The following is a 19,686-nucleotide window of genomic DNA, read 5'->3' on the forward strand; positions in this document are numbered from 1 at the left end:
GTGGGGGCGTCCACCGCAGTCCATCGAACCGGGGCCTGTACCTCGATGACCGTGCACAGCCAAACGGCAGCCCACCAGACAGCAGCCTCCCCAGGCGGCGCCACTCCCGAGTTCCCGCGCCACGTGGTCACGGCGGTGCTCGTCGCCCACGACGGCGCCCGCTGGCTCCCCGACGCGCTCGCCGGGCTGCTCGGCCAGGAGCGTCCGGTCCAGGACGCCTTCGCCGCCGACACCGGCAGCGCCGACGACTCCGCGCGCCTGGTCACCGAGGCGCTCGGCCCCGACCGCGTGCTGCACCTCGCCCGCCGCACCGGCTTCGGCCAGGCCGTCGACGAGGTCCACCGGACGGCGCCCGTCCTCACCCCCGAGGACCTGCCGTACCTCAAGCGGCCCAGCGGCTGGGACCCGGTCACCCGCACCTGGCGGGACGAGACCTACGACCTGCCCGACCTGCCGTACGGCGAACCTGTGCAGTGGCTCTGGCTGCTCCACGACGACTGCGCGCCCGCCCCGGACGCGCTCGCCCAGATGCTGGCGGTCGTCGAGCGCGAGGCCGAGGCGGGCCGCGAGGTCGCCGTGGTGGGCCCGAAGCTGCGCGGCTGGTACGACCGCCGGCAGCTCCTCGAGGCCGGCGTCACCATCGCCAACAGCGGCCGCCGCTGGACCGGCCTGGACCGCCGTGAACAGGACCAGGGCCAGCACGACTTCGTGAAGCCCGCCCTCGCCGTCTCCACCGCCGGCATGCTGATCCGCCGCGACGTCTACGAGGAGCTCGGCGGCTTCGACCGCAGGCTGCCGCTGATGCGCGACGACATCGACCTGTGCTGGCGCGCCCGGTCCCAGGGCCACCAGGTCCTGGTCGCCCCCGAGGCCGTCGTCCGGCACGCCGAGGCCGCATCCCGCGAGCGCCGCGACGTCGACTGCGTGGGCCGTACCGTCGCCTCCCCGCACCGCGTGGACAAGGCCGGCGCCGTCTACACCCTGCTCGTCAACAGCCCCGGCTCCGCGCTGCCCTGGGTGTCGCTGCGCCTGGTCCTCGGCACCGTGCTGCGCACCGTCGCCTACCTCGTCGGCAAGCTGCCCGGGCAGGCCCTGGACGAGATCCGCGGTCTGCTCGGGGTGCTGCTGCGGCCCGAGCGGATCCTCGCCGGACGCCGCCGCCGGGGCCGCCCGGTGGCCGGCAAGGACGAACTGCGGGAACTCTTCCCGCCCCGTGGCGCCACCCTGCGGGCCACCCTGGAGCAGGCCGCGGGCAGCCTGACCCGCCGCTCCGACCCCGAGGCCAGCACCGGCGCCGGCCGCCACGGCGGTGGCGGCGACGCGGACGAGGCGTTCGTCCAGCCCGAGCAGCACGCCCGCCTCAAGCGCATCGCCCGCAACCCCGCCCCGGTGCTCTTCGCCCTCCTGCTGCTGGTCTCGCTGATCGCCTGCCGTTCGCTGTTCTCCGGCGGCGCCCTGGCCGGCGGCGCCCTGCTGCCCGCCCCCGACAGCGCCTTCGACCTGTGGGCCACCTACACCTCCGCCTGGCACGCGGTCGGCGCCGGCGGCACCGGGGCGGCGCCCCCGTACCTCGCCGTGGTCGCCGCCCTGGGCACCCTGTTCGGCGGCTCCGCGGGCCTCGCGGTCACCTTCCTGCTGGTCTGCTCGGTGCCGCTGGCCGGCCTGAGCGCCTACTTCGCCTCCCGCCCGCTGGTCCCCTCCCGGCTGCTGCGCGCCTGGGCCTGCGTGGTCTACGCGTTCCTGCCCGCCGCGACCGGCGCCCTGGCCGGCGGCCGTCTCGGCACGGCCGTGCTGGCCATGGTGCTGCCGCTGATGGCCCGCGCCGCGGTCGCCGCGAGCGGCCTCACCGCGCGCGGCGACGCCCGCGGCACCTGGCGTGCCACCTGGGCGTACACGCTCCTGCTCACCCTCACCACGGCGTTCACCCCGATCGTCTGGCCGCTCGCCCTCGTCCTGGGCGTCGCGGTGCTCGTGGTGCGCCGCGGTGACCTGGTGCCGTACGCGCTCCGCCTGCTCGCCCAGCTCGGCACGCCGCTGCTGGTGCTGGCGCCCTGGTCGCTCTCGCTGCTGCCCACCGGCTTCTTCACCGAGGCCGGCATGGGCTTCGGCGTCGGCGCGGCCTCGCCGCTCGACCTGCTCGGCGCCAGCCCCGGCGGCCCCGGCACGGTCGGCGGGCTGCTGCTGATCGGCGTGGTGCTCGCCGCGCTGGCCGCGCTGGTCCGCGAGGAGCGCCGCGCGCCGGTGGCGGCCGCCTGGGCGGTCGCCGTGACCGCCCTGCTGTTCGCGGCCCTGTCCAACGGCTCCGCCTGGGCCGGTCCCGCCACCCTGGTCTACGGCCTGGCGCTGCTGTGCGCCGCCGCCGTCGGCGCGGACGGCGCGCGGTCCCGGGTCGCCGAGCAGAGCTTCGGCTGGCGTCAGCCGGTCGCCGCGCTGATCGCCCTGGCCGCCGCCGTGGGGCCGCTGATCGCGGCCGTCGGCTGGATGGCCGCGGGCGCCGAGGGGCCGCTGGAGCGCCGCGACCCGGTGCAGGTGCCGGCCTTCGTCGCCGAGGAGAGCGGCGACGACGACCAGGCCCGCACCCTGGTCCTGGACAGCACCTCCCCGGCCCACGTGGGCTACACCCTGGTCCGCGGCTCCGGCGCCCGCCTCGGCGACGCCGACGTCGCGGCGACCCTCGGCGACAGCGCGGTCCTCGACCGGGTGGTCGCCCACCTGGTCGCCGGATCCGGCGCCGACCAGACCGACGAGCTCGGCGACTTCGCCATCCGCTACGTCCTGGTCCGCCCCGGCGCGCCCCGCGAGATCACCCGCGTGCTCGACGCCACGCCCGGCCTGAGCCGCCTCAGCCAGCAGGACGGCAGCGGCCTGTGGCGGCTGGACCGGGAGATCTCCCGCGCCGTGATCCTCCCGTCCGCGGACGCCTCCGCGGGCAAGGCCCAGCCGGTCGCCGCGGGACCGGTGGACATCACCGGCAAGGTCCCGGCCGGTCCCGAGGGCCGTGTCCTGCGCCTCGCCGACACCTTCGACGACGGCTGGACGGCCACCGTCGGCGGCGTCGAGCTCACCCCCGTGAAGCTTGACGGCTGGGCGCAGGGCTTCCGCCTCCCGCCCGCCGGAGGCGCGCTGGAGGTCACCCACGAGAACTCGCTGACGCATGTGCTCTGGCTCGGCGCGCAGGGCCTGCTCGCCCTCACGCTGATCGTGCTCGCCCTGCCGGGCGGACGCCGCGACATCGACGACGACCTGCCCGAGGAGGCCCCCGAGATCACCGCGGAGGACCTCGAGGGCGACGGCCGCCGGGCCCGCCGTCTGCGCGCCCAGGCCGAGGCCGAGGCGGCCGCCCAGGCCGCCGCCCAAGGTGCCGCCCCTGGCGCGGACCTCCCGCGCCAGCAGTCGCAGGAGCCGTTCCCCGGCCCGTCCGGCGTCCCCGCCGGGACCCCGGACGACCACGGCCAGGACGGCCACCCGCACGAGGACGACCGGCAGGGCGACGACGGCCGTGCGCAGGAGGCCTACGCGGCCGCCGCGCAGGGCGGTGCCGGGTACCCCGACGGCGGCTGGCCCGCCGACGCCTACGACCCGTACGCCTACTCCTCCGGCGAGGCCGCCGCACCGGCGGACGCCGCCGGGTACAGCGGCCCCTACGGCGACTTCGTGACGGGGGAGGCGTACAGCCCGGACCCCGACGCCCGGGGATACCGCCAGGGCGGTCAGGAGTACGGTCCGGGCGCCGGCGTCCACGGCGGCGTCCAGGAGCAGGGCGACCCGTACGGCGACGGGTACGGCCCGGGCCACTACGGCCACGACTACGGCAGTGAGCGTCCCGACGGGAGCCAGCAGTGAACCGCACCATGTCCCTGATCGCCGGCGCGGTCGCCCTGGCCGCCGTCACCGGCGTGGCCGCGTTGACCGCCCCCGAACCGCAGAGCGCGGTCACGGCCGGGGCGACGGCCGCCGAGCAGCCCGTGGAGCGCACCAAGCTGCTCTGCCCGGAGCCCAGCCGGTCCGACATCGCCGAGACGGTCCGCACCGCGTTCACCCCGGTCACCGAGGACGCGGCCGACGGCGGCAAGGCCGAACTCCTGCCCGCCGCGCCCTCGGCGTCCGGTGCGGAGGACGAGGACCCGGCCGACGCCGACGCCGGGAAGCCCGAGGGCACGGAGGACGCCGAAGGCACCGAGGACTCCGAGGGCGGCGAGGACACGGCGGCCGCCGAGGCCCGTCCCGCCGGCAAGCCGGTGCTCACGCTCAAGGAGCCCGGCAAGCCCGTCTCCCGGGAGAGCTCCGGCGGCGAGGAGCCCGCGCTGCTCGGCACCGCCGACGGCCGCTTCGCCCCCGGCTGGACGGTCCAGCAGACCACCAAGGTCACCGTCGGCGCGGGCCGCGGACTGCACGGCACCGCCTGCAGCGTCCCGGACACCGACTTCTGGTTCCCGGGCGCCAGCACCGCGGAGTTCCGCACCGACTACGTGCACCTGACGAACCCGGACGACTCCGCGGCCGTCGTCGACATCGAGCTCTTCGGCCCGGAGGGCCAGCTGGAGACCTCGGTCCCCGACGGCGTGACGGTCCCGCCGCTCGGCAGCGAGCGGGTCCTGCTGTCCACCCTCACCGACCAGCCGCTGCCCGACGTCACCGCGCACGTCAGCGTCCGCAGCGGCCGGGTCGGGGCCCGCGTGCAGGCCCTGGACACCGGCAACGGCGGCGACTGGATCGCCCCGGCCGCCGACCCGGCCGGCTCGCTGGTGCTGCCCGGCATCCCCAAGGACGCCACCTCGGTCCGCCTGATCGCCTACGCGCCCGGCGACTCGGACGCCGACCTCGCCGTCCGCCTCGCCTCGCCCACCGGCGCCATCACCCCGGCCGGCCTGGAGACCCTGCACGTCAAGGCGGGCATGACCACCTCGACGGACCTCAAGGACGTCACCCGGGGCGAGGCCGGCTCGCTGCTGCTCACCTCGACCGGGCGCGAGGTCCCGGTGGTGGCCGGACTCCAGGTGGTGCGCGGCAAGGGCGCCAAGCAGGAGACCGCCTTCATCCCCGCGACGGGGGCCGTCACCACCCGCGCCACCGCGCTCGGCAACACCGCCAAGGGCACCACGCTCTCCCTGGTCGCCCCGACCGCGGACGCCACCGTCAAGGTGACCTCCTCCGCGGGCAGCGGGGGCGGCACCGGCACCTCGAAGACGTACAAGCTGAAGAAGGGCACCACCACCGACATCGAGCTGCCCGCGCCGAGCGGCCTCAAGGGCACCTACGCCCTGGTGATCGAGCCGGTGTCCGGCGGCCCGGTGTACGCAGCCCGGACCCTCGCCGAGAAGCTGGACGGCATCGCCGCCTTCACCGTGCAGACCCTGCCGGACGACCGCGGCCGGGTGGCCGTCCCGAAGACCGAACAGGACCTGACGGTGCTGCAGAACTGACCCGCGTCCCGAACCGGCCGTGCCCGGCCCCTCGTTCCCGACGAGAGGCCGGGCACGGCCGTTCCGGGACGCACCCAGGGCCCAGGCCCAGGGCCCAACGCCCACGGCCCAGCAGGCCGCCGGGTCAGTCCTCGTCGCCGTCGTAGCGCGGATCCACCGCCTCGGGGGTGAGACCGAGCAGGTCGGCGACCTGCTCGACCACCACCTCGTGCACCAGCGCGGCCCGTTCCTCCCGGCCCTTGCTGCGGATCTCCACCGGCCGCCGGTAGACCACGACCCGGGCCGGCAGGTTCTCCCGGCCCGGGACGGTGCCGCCCAGCGGGACCGCCTCGTCGCTCCAGGAGTCGCCGGGCCCGGGCGCCGGCGGCACCTCCAGCACCAGGAAGTCGACCTCGGCCAGCTGCGGCCAGCGCCGCTCCAGCCGTTCCACCGAGTCCTGCACCAGGTCGGCGAAGAGTTCGGCGCGGCTCGCGGCGAGCGGAACCTGCGGGGGCGCGATCGGGCCGCGCATGCCGCGGCCGTGGCGGTCCCGCCGACGGGGCCCGGGGCCCGAGGGGCGCGGCGGTACGGGATTGTCCATCACCGGTGCAGCGTAATGGCCCCGGCTCCGCCGCGCCCGTCCCGGCGGCGGGTCCCGCTTGTGCCGTTTTGCGGCGAGTGTCGCCGCGACACGGGCGGGTGACCTAGGGGAGAGTCGTCGCGGCCCGCTCAAGAGTGCGGTACCGTCCATCGTCGTGAGCCCTGTACGTCGCTGTTCGCGCACCGCCTGCGGCCGACCCGCCGTCGCGACGCTGACGTACGTCTACGCCGACTCGACCGCGGTCCTCGGCCCGCTCGCCACCTACGCCGAGCCCCACTGCTACGACCTGTGCGCCGAGCACTCCGAGCGCCTGACCGCCCCGCGCGGCTGGGAGGTCGTCCGGCTCCTCGACGGCTCGGCCCCCGCCCGTCCCTCCGGGGACGACCTGGAGGCCCTCGCCAACGCCGTGCGCGAGGCGGCCCGTCCGCCGGAGCGCGCCGCCGAGGGCGGCGGCCCCGCAGCCCGGCCCGGCGACCCCGTGCAGGGCGCCCGCCGCGGCCACCTGCGCGTGCTGCGCTCGCCCGACAACTGACGCGTCGTCGGGAAGCTCCCCCCCCCGCCACATCCCGTGCCGTCCCCGCCCCGCAGGCGGCGGCCGTACGGGCGCCCGACCCCGCCCGGCAGGCGGCGACCGTGTGCCTGCAACTTGCATCAATCTCCCCACGCACACCCGTTGACGCACGCATGTCATGAGCACCACCATTCCCCCACCCGTGCGAAACCACTTTCCGCATCACGGAATCCGGGAGGCGTTGGTGTACGTCCAGGAACTGGAGCCGGTCGGCGGATCGCTGGGGCTGTCGGCCCTGGTGGCCGCCCTCCCGCTGGTCATCGTGCTGGTCCTGCTCGGCGGGGTGCGGATGAAGGCGCACTGGGCCGGCCTCATCGGCCTGGCCGGCGCGGTCCTGGTGGCGCTCCTCGCCTACGGGATGCCGCTGGGGCAGACCCTCTCCGGCGCGGTCCAGGGCGCCGCCTTCGGGCTCTTCCCCATCATGTGGATCGTCGTCAACGCCCTGTGGGTGTACCGGATGACCGTCCGCACCCGGCACTTCGACATCCTGCGCCGCTCCTTCGGACGGCTCTCCGACGACCCGCGCATCCAGGCCCTGGTCGTCGCCTTCTGCTTCGGCGCCCTGCTGGAGGCGCTGGCCGGCTTCGGGGCCCCGGTCGCCATCTGCTCCGTGATGCTGGTCGCCCTCGGCTTCGACCCGGTGCGGGCCGCGGTGGTCGCCCTGGTCGCCAACACCGCGCCGGTGGCCTTCGGCGCGATGGGCACCCCGGTGGTCACCCTCGCCCAGGTCACCGGCCTCGACCTGGACACCGTCGCCTCCGTGGTGGGCCGTCAGACGCCGCTGCTCGCCCTGGTCGTGCCGCTGGTGCTGGTCGGACTGGTCGACGGCAGGCGCGGACTGCGCGAGACCTGGCTGCCCGCCCTGGTCTGCGGCGTGGCCTTCGCGGTGGCCCAGTTCGCCGCCGCCAACTACGTCTCCGCCCAGCTGGCCGACATCGCGGCCGCCCTGGCCGGCGCCGGCGCCCTGGTCCTGGTGCCCACCTCCCGCAGGGCGGCCGCGCCCGAGGTGCGCGAGAAGGTGCTCACCGGCACCCGCAGCGACGACCTCGACGTGCACGACGAGCGCGGCGAGGTGGTCCGCGCCTACGCCCCCTACGCGCTGATCGTGCTGATCTTCTCCCTCGCCCAGATCCCGCCCGTCAAGGAACTGCTCGCCAGGACCACCCAGGTCTACGACTGGCCCTTCCTGGACGTCGCGAACCCCGGCGGCGAGCCGGTGAGCGGCAACATGTTCAGCTGGCCCGTCCTCGCCACCGGCGGCACCCTGGTCCTGCTCGCCGGCCTGTTCACCGCCGTGGTGATCGGGGTCCGTGCGGGCGAGGCCGTCAGGGAGTGGGTGGCCACCGTCCAGGAACTCCGGTTCGCCATCCTCACGGTGACCAGCGTGCTGGCCCTCGCCTACGTGATGAACCTGTCCGGACAGGCCGCCACCATCGGCCACTTCGTCGCCGCGGCCGGCGCCGGACTCGCCTTCCTCTCGCCGGTCCTCGGCTGGTTCGGCGTTGCCGTCTCCGGCTCCGACACCTCGGCCAACGCCCTCTTCGGCGCCCTCCAGGTGACCGCCGCCCAGCAGGCCGGTCTCTCGCCCGAACTGCTCGCCGCCGCCAACAGCTCCGGCGGCGTCCTCGGCAAGATGATCTCCCCGCAGAACCTCACCATCGCGTGCGCCGCCGTCGGCCTCGCGGGCAAGGAGGGCGACCTGCTGCGCAAGGTCCTGCCGTGGAGCCTCGGACTGCTGCTGGTGATGTGCCTGATCGTTCTCGGCCAGAGTTCTCCGGTCCTCGGCTGGATGCTGCCCTGACGGAGCGTCCGGCTCCGCACCGGCCACCAGCACCGGAAGGCCACCCACCGGCCCGCCGTCGCCCGGACGGCGGGCCGGTCGCACGGTGTGCGGAAAAGGGCGGAGGGTAACTTGGGCTCATCAGCCGACTTCCAGGAGGGCAGGCCGTGGCCGTAGATCTGTCGCAGCTCGTGAAGGCGTACGACGTGCGCGGTGTGGTTCCGGACCAGTGGGACGAGCCCATGGCCGAGCTCTTCGGCGCGGCCTTCGTCGACGTCGTGGGCGCCAAGGCGATCGTCACCGGGCACGACATGCGTCCCTCGTCGCCCGGCCTCTCGCGGGCCTTCGCGCGTGGCGCCGCCGCCCGCGGCGCGGACGTCACCGAGATCGGCCTCTGCTCCACCGACCAGCTGTACTACGCCTCCGGCGCCCTCGACCTGCCCGGCGCGATGTTCACCGCCTCGCACAACCCGGCGCGGTACAACGGCATCAAGATGTGCCGCGCGGGCGCCGCGCCGGTCGGCCAGGACACCGGGCTCGCCGAGATCCGTGCCCTGGTCGAGGGCTGGGCCGAGACCGGCGGCATCCCCGAGATCGCCGAGAAGCAGGGCTCCGTCACCCAGCGGGACACCCTCGACGACTACGCCGCGTACCTGCGGTCGCTGGTCGACCTCACCGCGATCCGCCCGCTGAAGGTCGTGGTCGACGCAGGCAACGGCATGGGCGGCCACACCGTGCCGACCGTGCTCGGCGGCCTCCCGCTGGACGTCGTGCCCATGTACTTCGAGCTGGACGGCACCTTCCCCAACCACGAGGCCAACCCGCTCGACCCGGCCAACATCGTCGACCTGCAGAAGCGGGTCCGCGAGGAGGGCGCCGACATCGGCCTCGCCTTCGACGGCGACGCCGACCGCTGCTTCGTGGTGGACGAGCGCGGCGAGCCGGTCTCCCCGTCCGCGATCACCGCGCTGGTCGCCTCCCGCGAGCTGGCCAAGCACGGCGGCGAGGGCGTGGTCATCCACAACCTGATCACCTCCTGGTCCGTCCCCGAGGTCGTCGAGGAGTGCGGCGGCACCCCGGTCCGCACCCGTGTCGGCCACTCGTTCATCAAGGCCGAGATGGCGAAGTCCGGCGCCATCTTCGGCGGCGAGCACTCCGCCCACTACTACTTCCGCGACTTCTGGAACGCCGACACCGGCATGCTGGCCGCGCTGCACGTCCTCGCCGCGCTCGGCGGACAGCAGGGCACGCTCTCCGAGCTGGTCGCCCAGTACGACCGGTACGCGGCCTCCGGCGAGATCAACTCCACGGTCGACGACCAGGCCGGCCGCCTCGCCGCGCTGAAGGAGAGCTACCAGGGCCGCGAAGGCGTCGCCCTCGACGAACTCGACGGCCTCACGGTCACCGCCGCCGACTGGTGGTTCAACGTCCGCCCCTCCAACACCGAGCCGCTGCTCCGCCTCAACGCGGAGGCCCGCGACGAGACCACCGTCTCGCGCGTCCGGGACGAGGTCCTCGCGATCATCCGCGGCTGACCCGGCGCACCCCCGCGCACCATCCGTGCCGCAGGCCCCCGGCGGGCGTCGGGCGACCGGGCCGCCAGGGCCCGCGGCACGGATGGTCACTCCCCGCGCGAAGGCGTCGCCCGGCGGCGTCCCGCAGCCCGGGCCGGGCCCGGCGACGCGAAGTGCCGGCGACGCGAAGTGCCGGTGCCGGGGCGGGGGAGAGGCCCCGCCCGGCGGACCCGCAGCGCGCCCCTGGCGGCCCCTCGCCCCGCGGAACCGACCGGGTACGCTGACGTGGCCCGACAGACCCACCCCCGGCCTCCGGCCGGGCCGCCCCCAGGAGGGAACCATGCCGCTCGAACCCGGCCTCCTCGAGATCCTCGCCTGCCCGGCATGCCACGCTCCCCTCCAGGAGCGGGACAGCGAGCTCGTCTGCACCGCCGACGACTGCGGCCTGGCCTACCCCGTCCGCGACGGCATCCCCGTGCTGCTCGTCGACGAGGCCCGCCGCCCCGCCTAGTCCGCCCCCGAGGCGGGACGCGGCCGCACCGCGAACCGACGACACGACCCGGCGCCGGAGGCTGCCCGCCATGTTCGACGAATCGCTGCTCGACGCCCCCGAGGGCCTGGCCGCCGCGGACCGCCGCGCCCTGCTCCGCGGCGCGGCGGAGGCGGGCGCCCGCGTCCGCGTCGCCCTGCGCGACGCCGACGAGGCCGGCGTCCCCGGCCTCCGCCCCGACGGCCGCCCCCGCGCCGTGCTGATCGCCGGCCCGGGCGCCGCCGCCACCCACGCCGCCGACCTCCTCGGCACCCTGGCCGGCCCCGGCAGCCCCGTGATCCGCCTGGCCCCCAACGGCGTGGCCCCCGCGCCGGGCGCACTGCGCTGGGACCTGCCCGGCTGGGCCGGCTCCCTGGACCTGCTCCTGATCGCCACCCCCGACGGCGCCGAACCCGGCCTCTCGCTCCTCGCCGAACAGGCCTACCGCCGCGGCTGCACGGTCGTCGCCGTGGCCCCCCGCCGCAGCCCCCTGGCGGACGCGATCGGCGTCTCCCGGGGCTTCTTCCTGCCCATGGCCGCCGTCGCCCGGTACTCCGGCGACGACGACACCCCGCCGGCCCTGACCGCCTCCGCCCCCGGCGTCCTGTGGGCGCTGCTCACCCCGCTGCTCGCCCTCCTGGACCGCACCGGCGTGCTGCAGGCGCCGCCCGCCACCCTGGAGAAGGTCGCCGACCGCCTCGACGCCGTCGCCGAACGCTGCGGCCCCGCCGTGCCGGCCTACGGCAACCCCGCCAAGACCCTCGCCGCCGAACTCGCCGACTCCCTGCCGGTCGTCTGGACCGAAGGCGTCTCCGCCGGCCCGGCCGGCCGCCGCTTCGCCGCCGCCCTCGCCGAACTCGCCGGCCGCCCCGCCGTCGTCGCCGAACTGCCCGAGGCGATGGACGCGCACAGCACCCTGCTCTCCGGCCCGCTCGCCGCCGGCGGCGACCCGGAGGACTTCTTCCGCGACCGCGTCGAGGAACCGGCCGCCCTGCGCGCGCGTGTCGTCCTTCTGCGGGACCGCCCCACCGGCGGCCTCAGCGCGGCGCCCGCCGCCCGGGACCTGGCCCTCGCCCACGACGCACCGGTCAGCGAACTGGAGCCGGGGGACGGCGAGGAACTCGAGGCACTGGCGGAACTGATCGCCATCACCGATTTCGCCGCCGTTTACCTGGCGCTCGCCTCGGGTGTCTGAGCTGGTGCCGACACACCGCACCCGCCCCGGAACCCCCGGCGCGGGAGACACGCCGAGACACCCGGAGACGAAGGGTATGGACCTCCTCACCAACACCATCCGCCCCTACGCGTGGGGCTCCACCACCGCCATCGCCGAGCTGATCGGCGAGACGCCCACCGGTGAGCCCCAGGCGGAGCTGTGGATGGGGGCCCACCCCGGAGCGCCGTCCTCCACCCCGCGCGGCAGCCTGCCCGACGTCATCGCCGCCGACCCGGAGCGCGAGCTCGGCGCCCGGACCGTCGCCCGCTTCGGCCCGCGGCTGCCCTTCCTGCTCAAGCTGCTCGCCGCCGCCCGCCCCCTCTCCCTCCAGGTCCATCCCGACCTCGTGCGGGCCAGGGAGGGCTACGAGGCGGAGCAGCGCCTGGGCATCGCCGTGGACGCCCCGCAACGCAACTACAAGGACGCCAACCACAAGCCCGAGCTGATCTGCGCCCTCACCGACTTCGAGGGCCTGTGCGGATTCCGCCCGGCGGCCGAGACCGCCGACCTGTTCGAGGGCCTCGGCGTCCCCGACCTCGCCCCGCACGTCGAGACGCTGCGCACGCTCCCCGAGGGGGAGGCGCTGCGCCGGGTGCTCACCGCCGTCCTCACCGGCGACGCCGACGAGACCGCCCGTACGGTCGCCGCGACGGCCGCCGCCTGTGAGCGTCTCGACGGCCGCTACGAGGTCTTCGCGCGGATAGCCCGCCACTTCCCCGGCGACCCCGGGGTCCTCGCCTCGATGCTGCTCCACCACGTCCGCCTCGCGCCCGGAGACGCCCTCTACCTGTCGGCCGGCGTCCCGCACGCCTACCTCCGCGGCCTGGGCGTGGAGCTGATGTCCACCTCCGACAACGTGCTGCGCTGCGGTCTCACCCCCAAGCACGTCGACGTCCCCGAACTGCTGAGGGTGGTCCGCTTCGAGTCCTGCGGCGCCGACGTCCTGCGCCCGCGCACCCTGCCGGACGGGGAGGAGCTGTACGAGACCCCGGTGGACGAGTTCCGCCTCTCCCGCCACCGGCTCACCGACGGCGCCCCCGCCGTCGACCTGACCCGGCCCGCGCCCCAGGTGCTCCTGTGCACCGAGGGCGGCGTCCGCGTCGGCGAACTGAAGCTGGCCCCCGGCGCCTCCGTCTTCGTTCCGGCGGGAGAAAGGACCGAAGTGTCCGGGAGCGGAACGCTTTTCCGGGCAACCGTGTCCTGCTGAGGGCCGTTCGTGCACACGGTCCTCGCGCCCGGGCCGCGGCGGCCTGCAACAATGCCGACGGTCAACGGCAGTGACGGCTGAGCAGGAAGGAACCACGCGAACTCATGAGCGCGTCAGGCGGAACCAAGGCGATCGTCGCGGCACTGGCCGCGAACCTGGCGATCGCGGTAGCCAAATTCGTGGCGTTCCTCTTCAGCGGTTCGTCGTCCATGCTGGCGGAGAGCGTCCACTCGCTCGCCGACTCCGGCAACCAGGGACTGCTGCTCGTCGGCGGCAAGAAGGCCAAGCGCGAGGCGACGCCGCAGCACCCCTTCGGCTACGGCCGCGAGCGGTACATCTACGCCTTCCTGGTCTCCATCGTCCTGTTCTCGGTCGGCGGCATGTTCGCCCTCTACGAGGGCTACGAGAAGATCAAGCACCCGCACGAGCTGGAGCACTGGTACTGGCCGGTCGGCGTGCTGGTCTTCGCGATCATCGCGGAGTCGTTCTCCTTCCGCACCGCCATCAAGGAGTCCAACGAGGTCCGCGGCGGGCTCTCCTGGTCGCAGTTCGTGCGCCGCGCGAAGGCCCCCGAGCTCCCGGTCGTCCTGCTGGAGGACCTCGGCGCGCTGGTCGGCCTGGTCCTCGCCCTCGGCGGCGTCGGCCTCGCCCTGCTGACCGGGGACGGCGTCTGGGACGGCGTCGGCACCCTGTGCATCGGTGTCCTGCTGATCGTGATCGCGATCGTGCTGGCCCTGGAGACCAAGTCGCTGCTGCTCGGTGAGGCCGCGGGTCTCGAGGAGGTCAGGAAGATCGAGGCCGCCGTGGTCGACGGCGACACCGTGCCCCGCCTGATCCACATGCGCACGCTGCACCTCGGCCCCGAGGAGCTGCTGGTCGCCGCGAAGATCGCGGTCAAGGCCGACTCCGGCGCCGCCGAGATCGCCGCAGCGATCGACGCCGCCGAACAGCGCGTCCGGGCGGCGGTGCCGATCGCCCGCGTGATCTACCTGGAGCCGGACATCTACAGCGAGGCCGCCGCGGCGGCCGGCCCCGACCCCGAGGCCACCCCGGGCGGCGGCGCGTCCCACTGACGCGGCCCCCCGGCGCCCCTCGTCCACGGGCCCGCCCCGGCACCTCGCCGCGGCGGGCCCGCGGCGTCGTTCACAGCAGCGCGGCCCACTCCGACGGTGTCGCCACGGGTGCCGCGCGCCGCCGGGCCACCGCACCCGCGATCCACAGGCCCGCTCCCGCGAGCGCCGGCACCAGGCCCGCCAGCATTCCGCCGAGCAGCCCGGCGAGGGCCGACGCCGGCACGATCCGCCCCCGCACCGCGTCCACCGGCAGCGTCCCGCCCCGGTCGTCGAGGAAGGCCCGGGAATCCCGCGCGTTCTCCCGGTGGTCGCCCAGCAGGAACACCCGTCCCCCCGGCACCGTCACCTCGTACGGCGGCAGGCCACCGCCGTGGGCGATTCCGTCCTTGACGTACGGCTCCGCCAGCTCCCGCCCGTCCACGGTGACCCGCTCCGCCCCGTCCTTCGCGCCGCCCTCCGCGCCGCAGCAGGCGACCCTCTCGCCGCCCACCCCGACGACCCGCGACACCACCGGCAGCGGCCCGTACCGCTCCGGCGCCAGGACCAGCACCACGTCGCCCCGCCGCAACCCGCCGCCGGCCCCGCCCGCGCCCTCGGTGTCGCCCGCGCCGTCGGTGTCGCCGTCGATCCGCTCGTACACCAGCCGGTCGCCCGGTCCGTACGCCGGCTCCATGCCGGCCGACGAGACGGTCGCCGACCCGTACCCCGTCAGGGTCCGCACCAGGCACCCGCCGAACAGCGCGGCGCCCATCGCCGCCGTCACCACGCCGGCCACGACCGGCCGGGCCGCTCTCCTCATCCATCTCCCCCTTCACAGGGCCCGGTTGGGCCCGACGAGGCTGGCCGGACCCGACCGGACTGGGGTCCGGTGGGGCGGCCGGTGTAGCTTGGGACGGAGCCAGACGTCGCTGCTGATGGCGGTCGGGCGGTGCCACGCGGTGAGCGACGGACCGGCCGAGGGAGAGAGGGCCTCCGACGGACTGCGCTGCGCGCGGGGCCACACCCGTGCCCCCGAGGCATGCCCATGCCCGTGGGGCACACCCGTGACCGGAGCACGCCGACGCGCAGACCAGCCGCACCGACCTCGACCCGTAACCGCATCCGCGAGGAGCAGCACTACATGACTGTCGACAACCGACAGGACTTCAAGGTCGCCGACCTCTCCCTGGCCGAGTTCGGCCGCAAGGAGATCAGCCTGGCCGAGCACGAGATGCCCGGCCTGATGGCGATCCGCGAGGAGTACGCGAAGGCGCAGCCGCTGAAGGGCGCGCGCGTCACCGGCTCCCTCCACATGACGGTGCAGACCGCCGTCCTGATCGAGACCCTGGTCTCGCTCGGCGCCCAGGTCCGCTGGGCCTCCTGCAACATCTTCTCCACCCAGGACCACGCGGCCGCCGCCATCGCCGTCGGCCCGAACGGCACCCCGGAGAACCCGCAGGGCGTCCCGGTCTTCGCCTGGAAGGGCGAGACGCTGGAGGAGTACTGGTGGTGCACCGAGCAGGCGCTGACCTGGCCGGACAGCCCCACCGGCGGCCCGAACATGATCCTGGACGACGGTGGTGACGCCACCCTCCTCGTCCACAAGGGCGTCGAGTACGAGAAGGCCGGCGAGGTCCCCGCGCTGGAGACCGCCGAGTCCGAGGAGCACCTCGAGATCCTGCGCCTGCTGCACCGGACGATCGGTGAGGGCTCGCAGAAGTGGACCCACCTGGCGTCGGAGATCCGCGGTGTCACCGAGGAGACCACCACCGGCGTCCACCGCCTCTACGAGATGCAGCGCGACGGCGTCCTGCTCTTCCCGGCGATCAACGTCAACGACGCCGTGACCAAGTCGAAGTTCGACAACAAGTACGGCTGCCGCCACTCCCTGATCGACGGCATCAACCGCGCCACCGACACCCTGATCGGCGGCAAGACCGCCGTGGTCTGCGGCTACGGCGACGTCGGCAAGGGCTGCGCGGAGTCGCTCCGCGGTCAGGGCGCCCGGGTGATCGTCACCGAGATCGACCCGATCTGCGCGCTCCAGGCGGCGATGGACGGCTACCAGGTCACCACGCTCGACGAGGTCGTGGAGACGGCGGACATCTTCATCACCACGACCGGCAACAAGGACATCATCATGGCCTCCGACATGGCCAAGATGAAGCACCAGGCCATCGTCGGCAACATCGGCCACTTCGACAACGAGATCGACATGGCCGGCCTGGCGAAGATCCCCGGCATCGTCAAGGACGAGGTCAAGCCGCAGGTCCACACCTGGGCGTTCCCCGACGGCAAGAAGATCATCGTGCTGTCCGAGGGCCGCCTGCTGAACCTGGGCAACGCCACCGGCCACCCGTCGTTCGTGATGTCCAACTCGTTCGCGGACCAGACCCTGGCCCAGATCGAGCTGTTCACCAAGCCCGACGCGTACCCGATCGGCGTCTACGTGCTCCCCAAGCACCTGGACGAGAAGGTCGCCGCCCTCCACCTGGACGCGCTCGGCGTGAAGCTCACCAAGCTCCGCCCCGAGCAGGCCGCCTACATCGGCGTCGAGGTCGAAGGCCCCTTCAAGCCGGACCACTACCGCTACTGAGCGGCCGTCCCGCGGCACCACACCTCCGGCAGGCCCCCGCCCTCGTGGCGGGGGCCTGTCCCCATCCCGGACGGACCGCGCCCGTCGCCCGGACCACCACAGGACGCCCATGCCCACCGGCCGTTATCTGCTCCACGACCCGCACGACCACAGCCCGCTCGGCGAGGAGCACTTCCAGTGCGCCCCCGGCCCCTCCGGCTGGCGCTACGTCTCCCAGCGGCTCACCCCCGGGGGCGAGCACCGGGGATCGGTCGACGTCACCCTCGACGACCTCGGCCGCCCCCTGCGCGTGGAACTGCGCGCCGGCGGCTGGCAGGTCCGCGGCGCCGCCCTCGACGGCGTCACCTGGGTGCGCACCGACCCCACGGGCGAGCACGCCGCCGAGGGCAACGCCCCCGCCCACGCCCTCACCGGAGCCTCCCCGGCCTTCCTGGTCGCCACCGCCCGGCTGCTGCGCCCGCACCGCGGCGACGCCCCCGTCCGGGTCCGCCTGGTCGAGTTCACCGACCCGGTCCTGGCGCCCCTGACGGTGGACCGGACCTGGGCCCTGACCGGCAGCGAGACCCACACGACCGACAGCGGCCCCCTGGTGGTGGACGAGTACCGCGTCACCGACCTGGGGACCGGCGAGCAGCACACCGTCCACCTGGCCGGCGACGTGGTGCTCGCCGCGCCCGGCATCGAGCTGGACGACCTCGCGTCGCCGCCGACGGCCTTCCGCGACGACGACCGGTAGGGCGCGCGTCTTCGGCCGCCCGTGCCCCTGCCCCTGCCCGGTCGCGCGGGTGCGTCAGGCCGGCGGGGCGAAACCGCCTCCGGCACGGCCGCCACCCTCGGCCGGAGCGGCGGGCCCGGCCGACGGGGCGGGCGGCACCGGCGGCGTCGGCGCGACGGGCGGCATCGGCGTCACGTACGGCATCGGCGCCGACGGGGCCGGGGCCGGGGACGGGGCTGGGGCCTGCTCCGTCGGCGCATACGCCGCGGCACCGGCACCGGCCGCGCCCTGCGCACGGGCCCGCGCCAGGGCCGCCGCCTGCGCGCGAGCCGCCTCCCGCGTCTGCCGCTCGTACAGCACCGCGGCCAGGAACTGCGGGGCCGGCACGCCCTCCACCTGCGCCCCCGTCCGCGCGACGACCTCCGTGGCCAGCCGCTGCGCCATGCCGTGCCCCACCGCGGGATCCAGCTGCCCCAGTCGCGTCAGGTACTGCCGCACCGCCAGCCACAGGTCGTCCGGGACGGCTGACAGGTCCAGCGCGGAGTAGCGCCCCATCAGCCAGGGCGGCGGGGGAGGCGTCGACGTGAGGTGCCCGTCCGGCACCCGCTCCCGCACCACCATCGTGCCCGCGAACACGTCACCGAGCCGCCGGCCCCGGGTCGACACCAGGGAGGCGATGCAGGCGACCACACCGAAGGTCATCAGGATCTCGAACATCCCCAGCAGCCCCCGGACCAGCGCGTGGCGGAACCCGATGGGCCCGCCGTCGTCGCGCACCACCCGCAGTCCGAGCGCCAGCTTCCCCAGCGAACGCCCGCGGGAGAGCGTCTCCACCGCGATGGGCGCGCCGATCGGGATCAGCAGGAAGGTGCCGACCGACAGCGCCGCCGCTGCCGCCTCGTCCACCGACGACAGCGTGGCGAACAGCAGCATCAGCACGACGAACCAGGCGAACAGCGCGACCAGCAGGTCGAGGACCACCGCCAGCGCCCTGCTCGGGAACTGCGCCGGCCGCACCTCCAGCGCCACCGCCTCACCGGTCACCAGTTGACTCATCGCCCCGCCCCTTCCAACTGCCCCTGCCGTCCGACTGCTGTCCGACCGCCCGTACCGCGTCCCGGCCGCCGGCCGGGAACCCGTCCCGCACTGACGTCCGGGCCGTCAGTCTGCCAAGCTGTGCACCACGCCGCCGCAGGGCCGTCCGGGTCGAAGCAGCCTGACGCAGACCCGGAGCAGGCCGAGGACAGGATGAGGAGCAGCCGCACCCCATGGATCTGGACGTCTTCGTCTCCACCCATCGCGCCGAGTGGGACCGTCTGGAAGCGTTGCTGAACCGCCGGCGCCGCCTGACCGGGGCCGAGGTGGACGAACTCGTCTCCCTGTACCAGCGCGCGGCGACGCACCTCTCCGTCATCAGGTCCAGCGCCCCCGACCCGCGGATCACCGGCCGCCTCAGCCAGCTGGTGGCCCGCGCCCGCAGCAAGGTCACCGGCACCCGGAAGGCCTCGTGGCAGGACATCGCCCGCTTCCTCGTCCAGGGCTTCCCCGCGGCGGTCTACCGGGCCCGCCGGTGGTGGGTGCCGACGGCGCTGCTCTCGGTCGCGGTCGGCATCCTCCTGTCCTGGTGGATAGCGACCCACCCCGAGGTCCAGGCGGCGTTCGGCACGGACGCCGACCTGCGCGAGATGACGCGGCCCGGTGGCGAGTACGAGAACTACTACTCCAGCCACCCGGCGGCCTCCTTCGCCGCCCAGGTGTGGACGAACAACGCCCGGGCGGCCGCCATGTGCCTGATCCTCGGCGTCTTCCTCGGACTGCCGGTGATCTGGATCCTCTTCGAGAACATGCTCAACCTCGGCGCCGGCTTCGGCCTGATGACCGACGCCGGACGCCTCGACGTCTTCCTCGGCCTCGTCCTGCCGCACGGCCTGATCGAGCTCACCGCCGTCTTCGTGGCCGCCGGCACCGGCATCCGCCTCGGCTGGACGGTCATCGACCCGGGCCCGCGTACCCGCCGGGCGGCCCTGGCGGAGGAGGGACGCGCCGCCCTCGGCATGGCGGTCGGCCTCGCCCTGGTGCTGTTCGTGGCCGGCGCGATCGAAGGCTTCGTGACGCCGTCCGGCCTGCCGACCTGGGCGCGCGTGGGCATCGGCGTCGTCGTCGAGCTGGCTTTCCTGGCCTACGTCTGGGTACTCGGCGGTCGCGCGGTCCGCGCGGGCGAGACGGGAGACGTCGAGGAGACCGGCCGGAGCGCCGCGGCGCCCACGGCCGCCTGATGTGCATCGGGCACCGATGAGCTGCTAGTGTCCTCCTCGCCCCCGGAAGTGCCGTTGACGCGGTTCGTCTGGGGAGGTAGATTTGAACAGTTGCCCGGAGCGGTGCGAAGCACCCACTGGCAGCCGGTAGGATCTACCGAGTCGCTTCCCAACCTTGAGTTCGGAGAAGCAACCCCCGATAAATCGGAATTCGAAGCCGGTAAGACCGGCTGAAAACATCTGATAAA

At 74.7% G+C, this 19,686-nt stretch carries 15 protein-coding genes; 12 read left to right on the top strand and 3 right to left on the bottom strand.

Features of this window, described 5'->3' with window-relative positions; genetic code table 11:
- Positions 1-45 precede the first annotated feature (45 nt).
- The gene (locus tag GBN72_RS27205; protein ID WP_151774538.1) at positions 46-3,843 is read left to right on the top strand and encodes a glycosyltransferase family 2 protein; all 3,798 of its coding nucleotides are present in this window, start codon (positions 46-48) and stop codon (positions 3,841-3,843) included.
- Entirely contained in the window at positions 3,840-5,423 is a 1,584-nt protein-coding gene (locus GBN72_RS27210; RefSeq protein ID WP_151774539.1) for a DUF5719 family protein, read from the top strand. The genes GBN72_RS27205 and GBN72_RS27210 overlap by 4 nt, the downstream gene beginning before the upstream one ends.
- Before the next feature lie 124 nt (positions 5,424-5,547).
- Here the strand turns inward: GBN72_RS27210 and GBN72_RS27215 are convergent, their stop codons facing one another.
- A complete protein-coding gene (locus GBN72_RS27215; RefSeq protein ID WP_151774540.1) occupies positions 5,548-6,003 on the bottom strand; it encodes a metallopeptidase family protein in 456 nt (151 codons plus the stop codon).
- A gap of 154 nt (positions 6,004-6,157) precedes the next feature.
- Between GBN72_RS27215 and GBN72_RS27220 the strand changes: the two genes are divergently transcribed.
- The 7 genes from GBN72_RS27220 to GBN72_RS27250 all read left to right on the top strand — a co-directional run bounded on the left by GBN72_RS27220 (position 6,158) and on the right by GBN72_RS27250 (position 13,893).
- Positions 6,158-6,535, top strand: a complete 378-nt coding sequence (locus GBN72_RS27220) for a DUF3499 domain-containing protein (protein ID WP_218042091.1) — start codon at positions 6,158-6,160, stop codon at positions 6,533-6,535.
- 223 nt (positions 6,536-6,758) lie between these two features.
- Positions 6,759-8,375 (top strand): L-lactate permease, encoded by a 1,617-nt coding sequence (locus tag GBN72_RS27225; protein WP_151774542.1) that lies wholly within the window; start codon positions 6,759-6,761, stop codon positions 8,373-8,375.
- Positions 8,376-8,521: 146 nt separating this feature from the next.
- The gene (locus GBN72_RS27230; RefSeq protein ID WP_151774543.1) at positions 8,522-9,889 is read left to right on the top strand and encodes a phosphomannomutase/phosphoglucomutase; all 1,368 of its coding nucleotides are present in this window, start codon (positions 8,522-8,524) and stop codon (positions 9,887-9,889) included.
- Positions 9,890-10,208: 319 nt separating this feature from the next.
- A complete protein-coding gene (locus tag GBN72_RS27235) occupies positions 10,209-10,379 on the top strand; it encodes a Trm112 family protein (protein WP_151774544.1) in 171 nt (56 codons plus the stop codon).
- Between the two features lie 70 nt (positions 10,380-10,449).
- Entirely contained in the window at positions 10,450-11,592 is a 1,143-nt protein-coding gene (locus tag GBN72_RS27240) for an SIS domain-containing protein (protein WP_151774545.1), read from the top strand.
- Positions 11,593-11,668: 76 nt separating this feature from the next.
- The gene (manA, locus tag GBN72_RS27245; protein ID WP_151774546.1) at positions 11,669-12,820 is read left to right on the top strand and encodes a mannose-6-phosphate isomerase, class I; all 1,152 of its coding nucleotides are present in this window, start codon (positions 11,669-11,671) and stop codon (positions 12,818-12,820) included.
- A 104-nt stretch (positions 12,821-12,924) separates the two neighbouring features.
- Positions 12,925-13,893, top strand: a complete 969-nt coding sequence (locus GBN72_RS27250) for a cation diffusion facilitator family transporter (RefSeq protein ID WP_151774547.1) — start codon at positions 12,925-12,927, stop codon at positions 13,891-13,893.
- Between the two features lie 70 nt (positions 13,894-13,963).
- Here GBN72_RS27250 and lepB read toward each other — a convergent pair whose 3' ends face one another.
- Positions 13,964-14,692 (bottom strand): signal peptidase I, encoded by a 729-nt coding sequence (gene lepB, locus GBN72_RS27255; protein WP_174887210.1) that lies wholly within the window; start codon positions 14,690-14,692, stop codon positions 13,964-13,966.
- 321 nt (positions 14,693-15,013) lie between these two features.
- On the opposite strand from lepB, the gene ahcY reads away from it, so the two are divergent.
- Positions 15,014-16,468: an adenosylhomocysteinase gene (gene ahcY, locus GBN72_RS27260; protein ID WP_151774548.1), complete on the top strand. Its 1,455-nt coding sequence runs from the start codon at positions 15,014-15,016 to the stop codon at positions 16,466-16,468.
- A 109-nt stretch (positions 16,469-16,577) separates the two neighbouring features.
- Positions 16,578-17,204: a hypothetical protein gene (locus GBN72_RS27265; RefSeq protein ID WP_151774549.1), complete on the top strand. Its 627-nt coding sequence runs from the start codon at positions 16,578-16,580 to the stop codon at positions 17,202-17,204.
- A gap of 54 nt (positions 17,205-17,258) precedes the next feature.
- Here the strand turns inward: GBN72_RS27265 and GBN72_RS27270 are convergent, their stop codons facing one another.
- Positions 17,259-18,239: an RDD family protein gene (locus GBN72_RS27270; RefSeq protein WP_151774550.1), complete on the bottom strand. Its 981-nt coding sequence runs from the start codon at positions 18,237-18,239 to the stop codon at positions 17,259-17,261.
- Positions 18,240-18,451: 212 nt separating this feature from the next.
- Here GBN72_RS27270 and GBN72_RS27275 point away from each other — a divergent pair, with 212 nt between their 5' ends.
- Positions 18,452-19,459, top strand: coding sequence for a stage II sporulation protein M (locus GBN72_RS27275; protein WP_151774551.1), 1,008 nt, complete (start codon positions 18,452-18,454; stop codon positions 19,457-19,459).
- Positions 19,460-19,686 lie beyond the last annotated feature (227 nt).

It is taken from the genome of Streptomyces abyssomicinicus, assembly GCF_008974245.1.
In the GTDB taxonomy this organism is placed as follows: Bacteria; Actinomycetota; Actinomycetes; order Streptomycetales; family Streptomycetaceae; genus Streptomyces; species Streptomyces abyssomicinicus.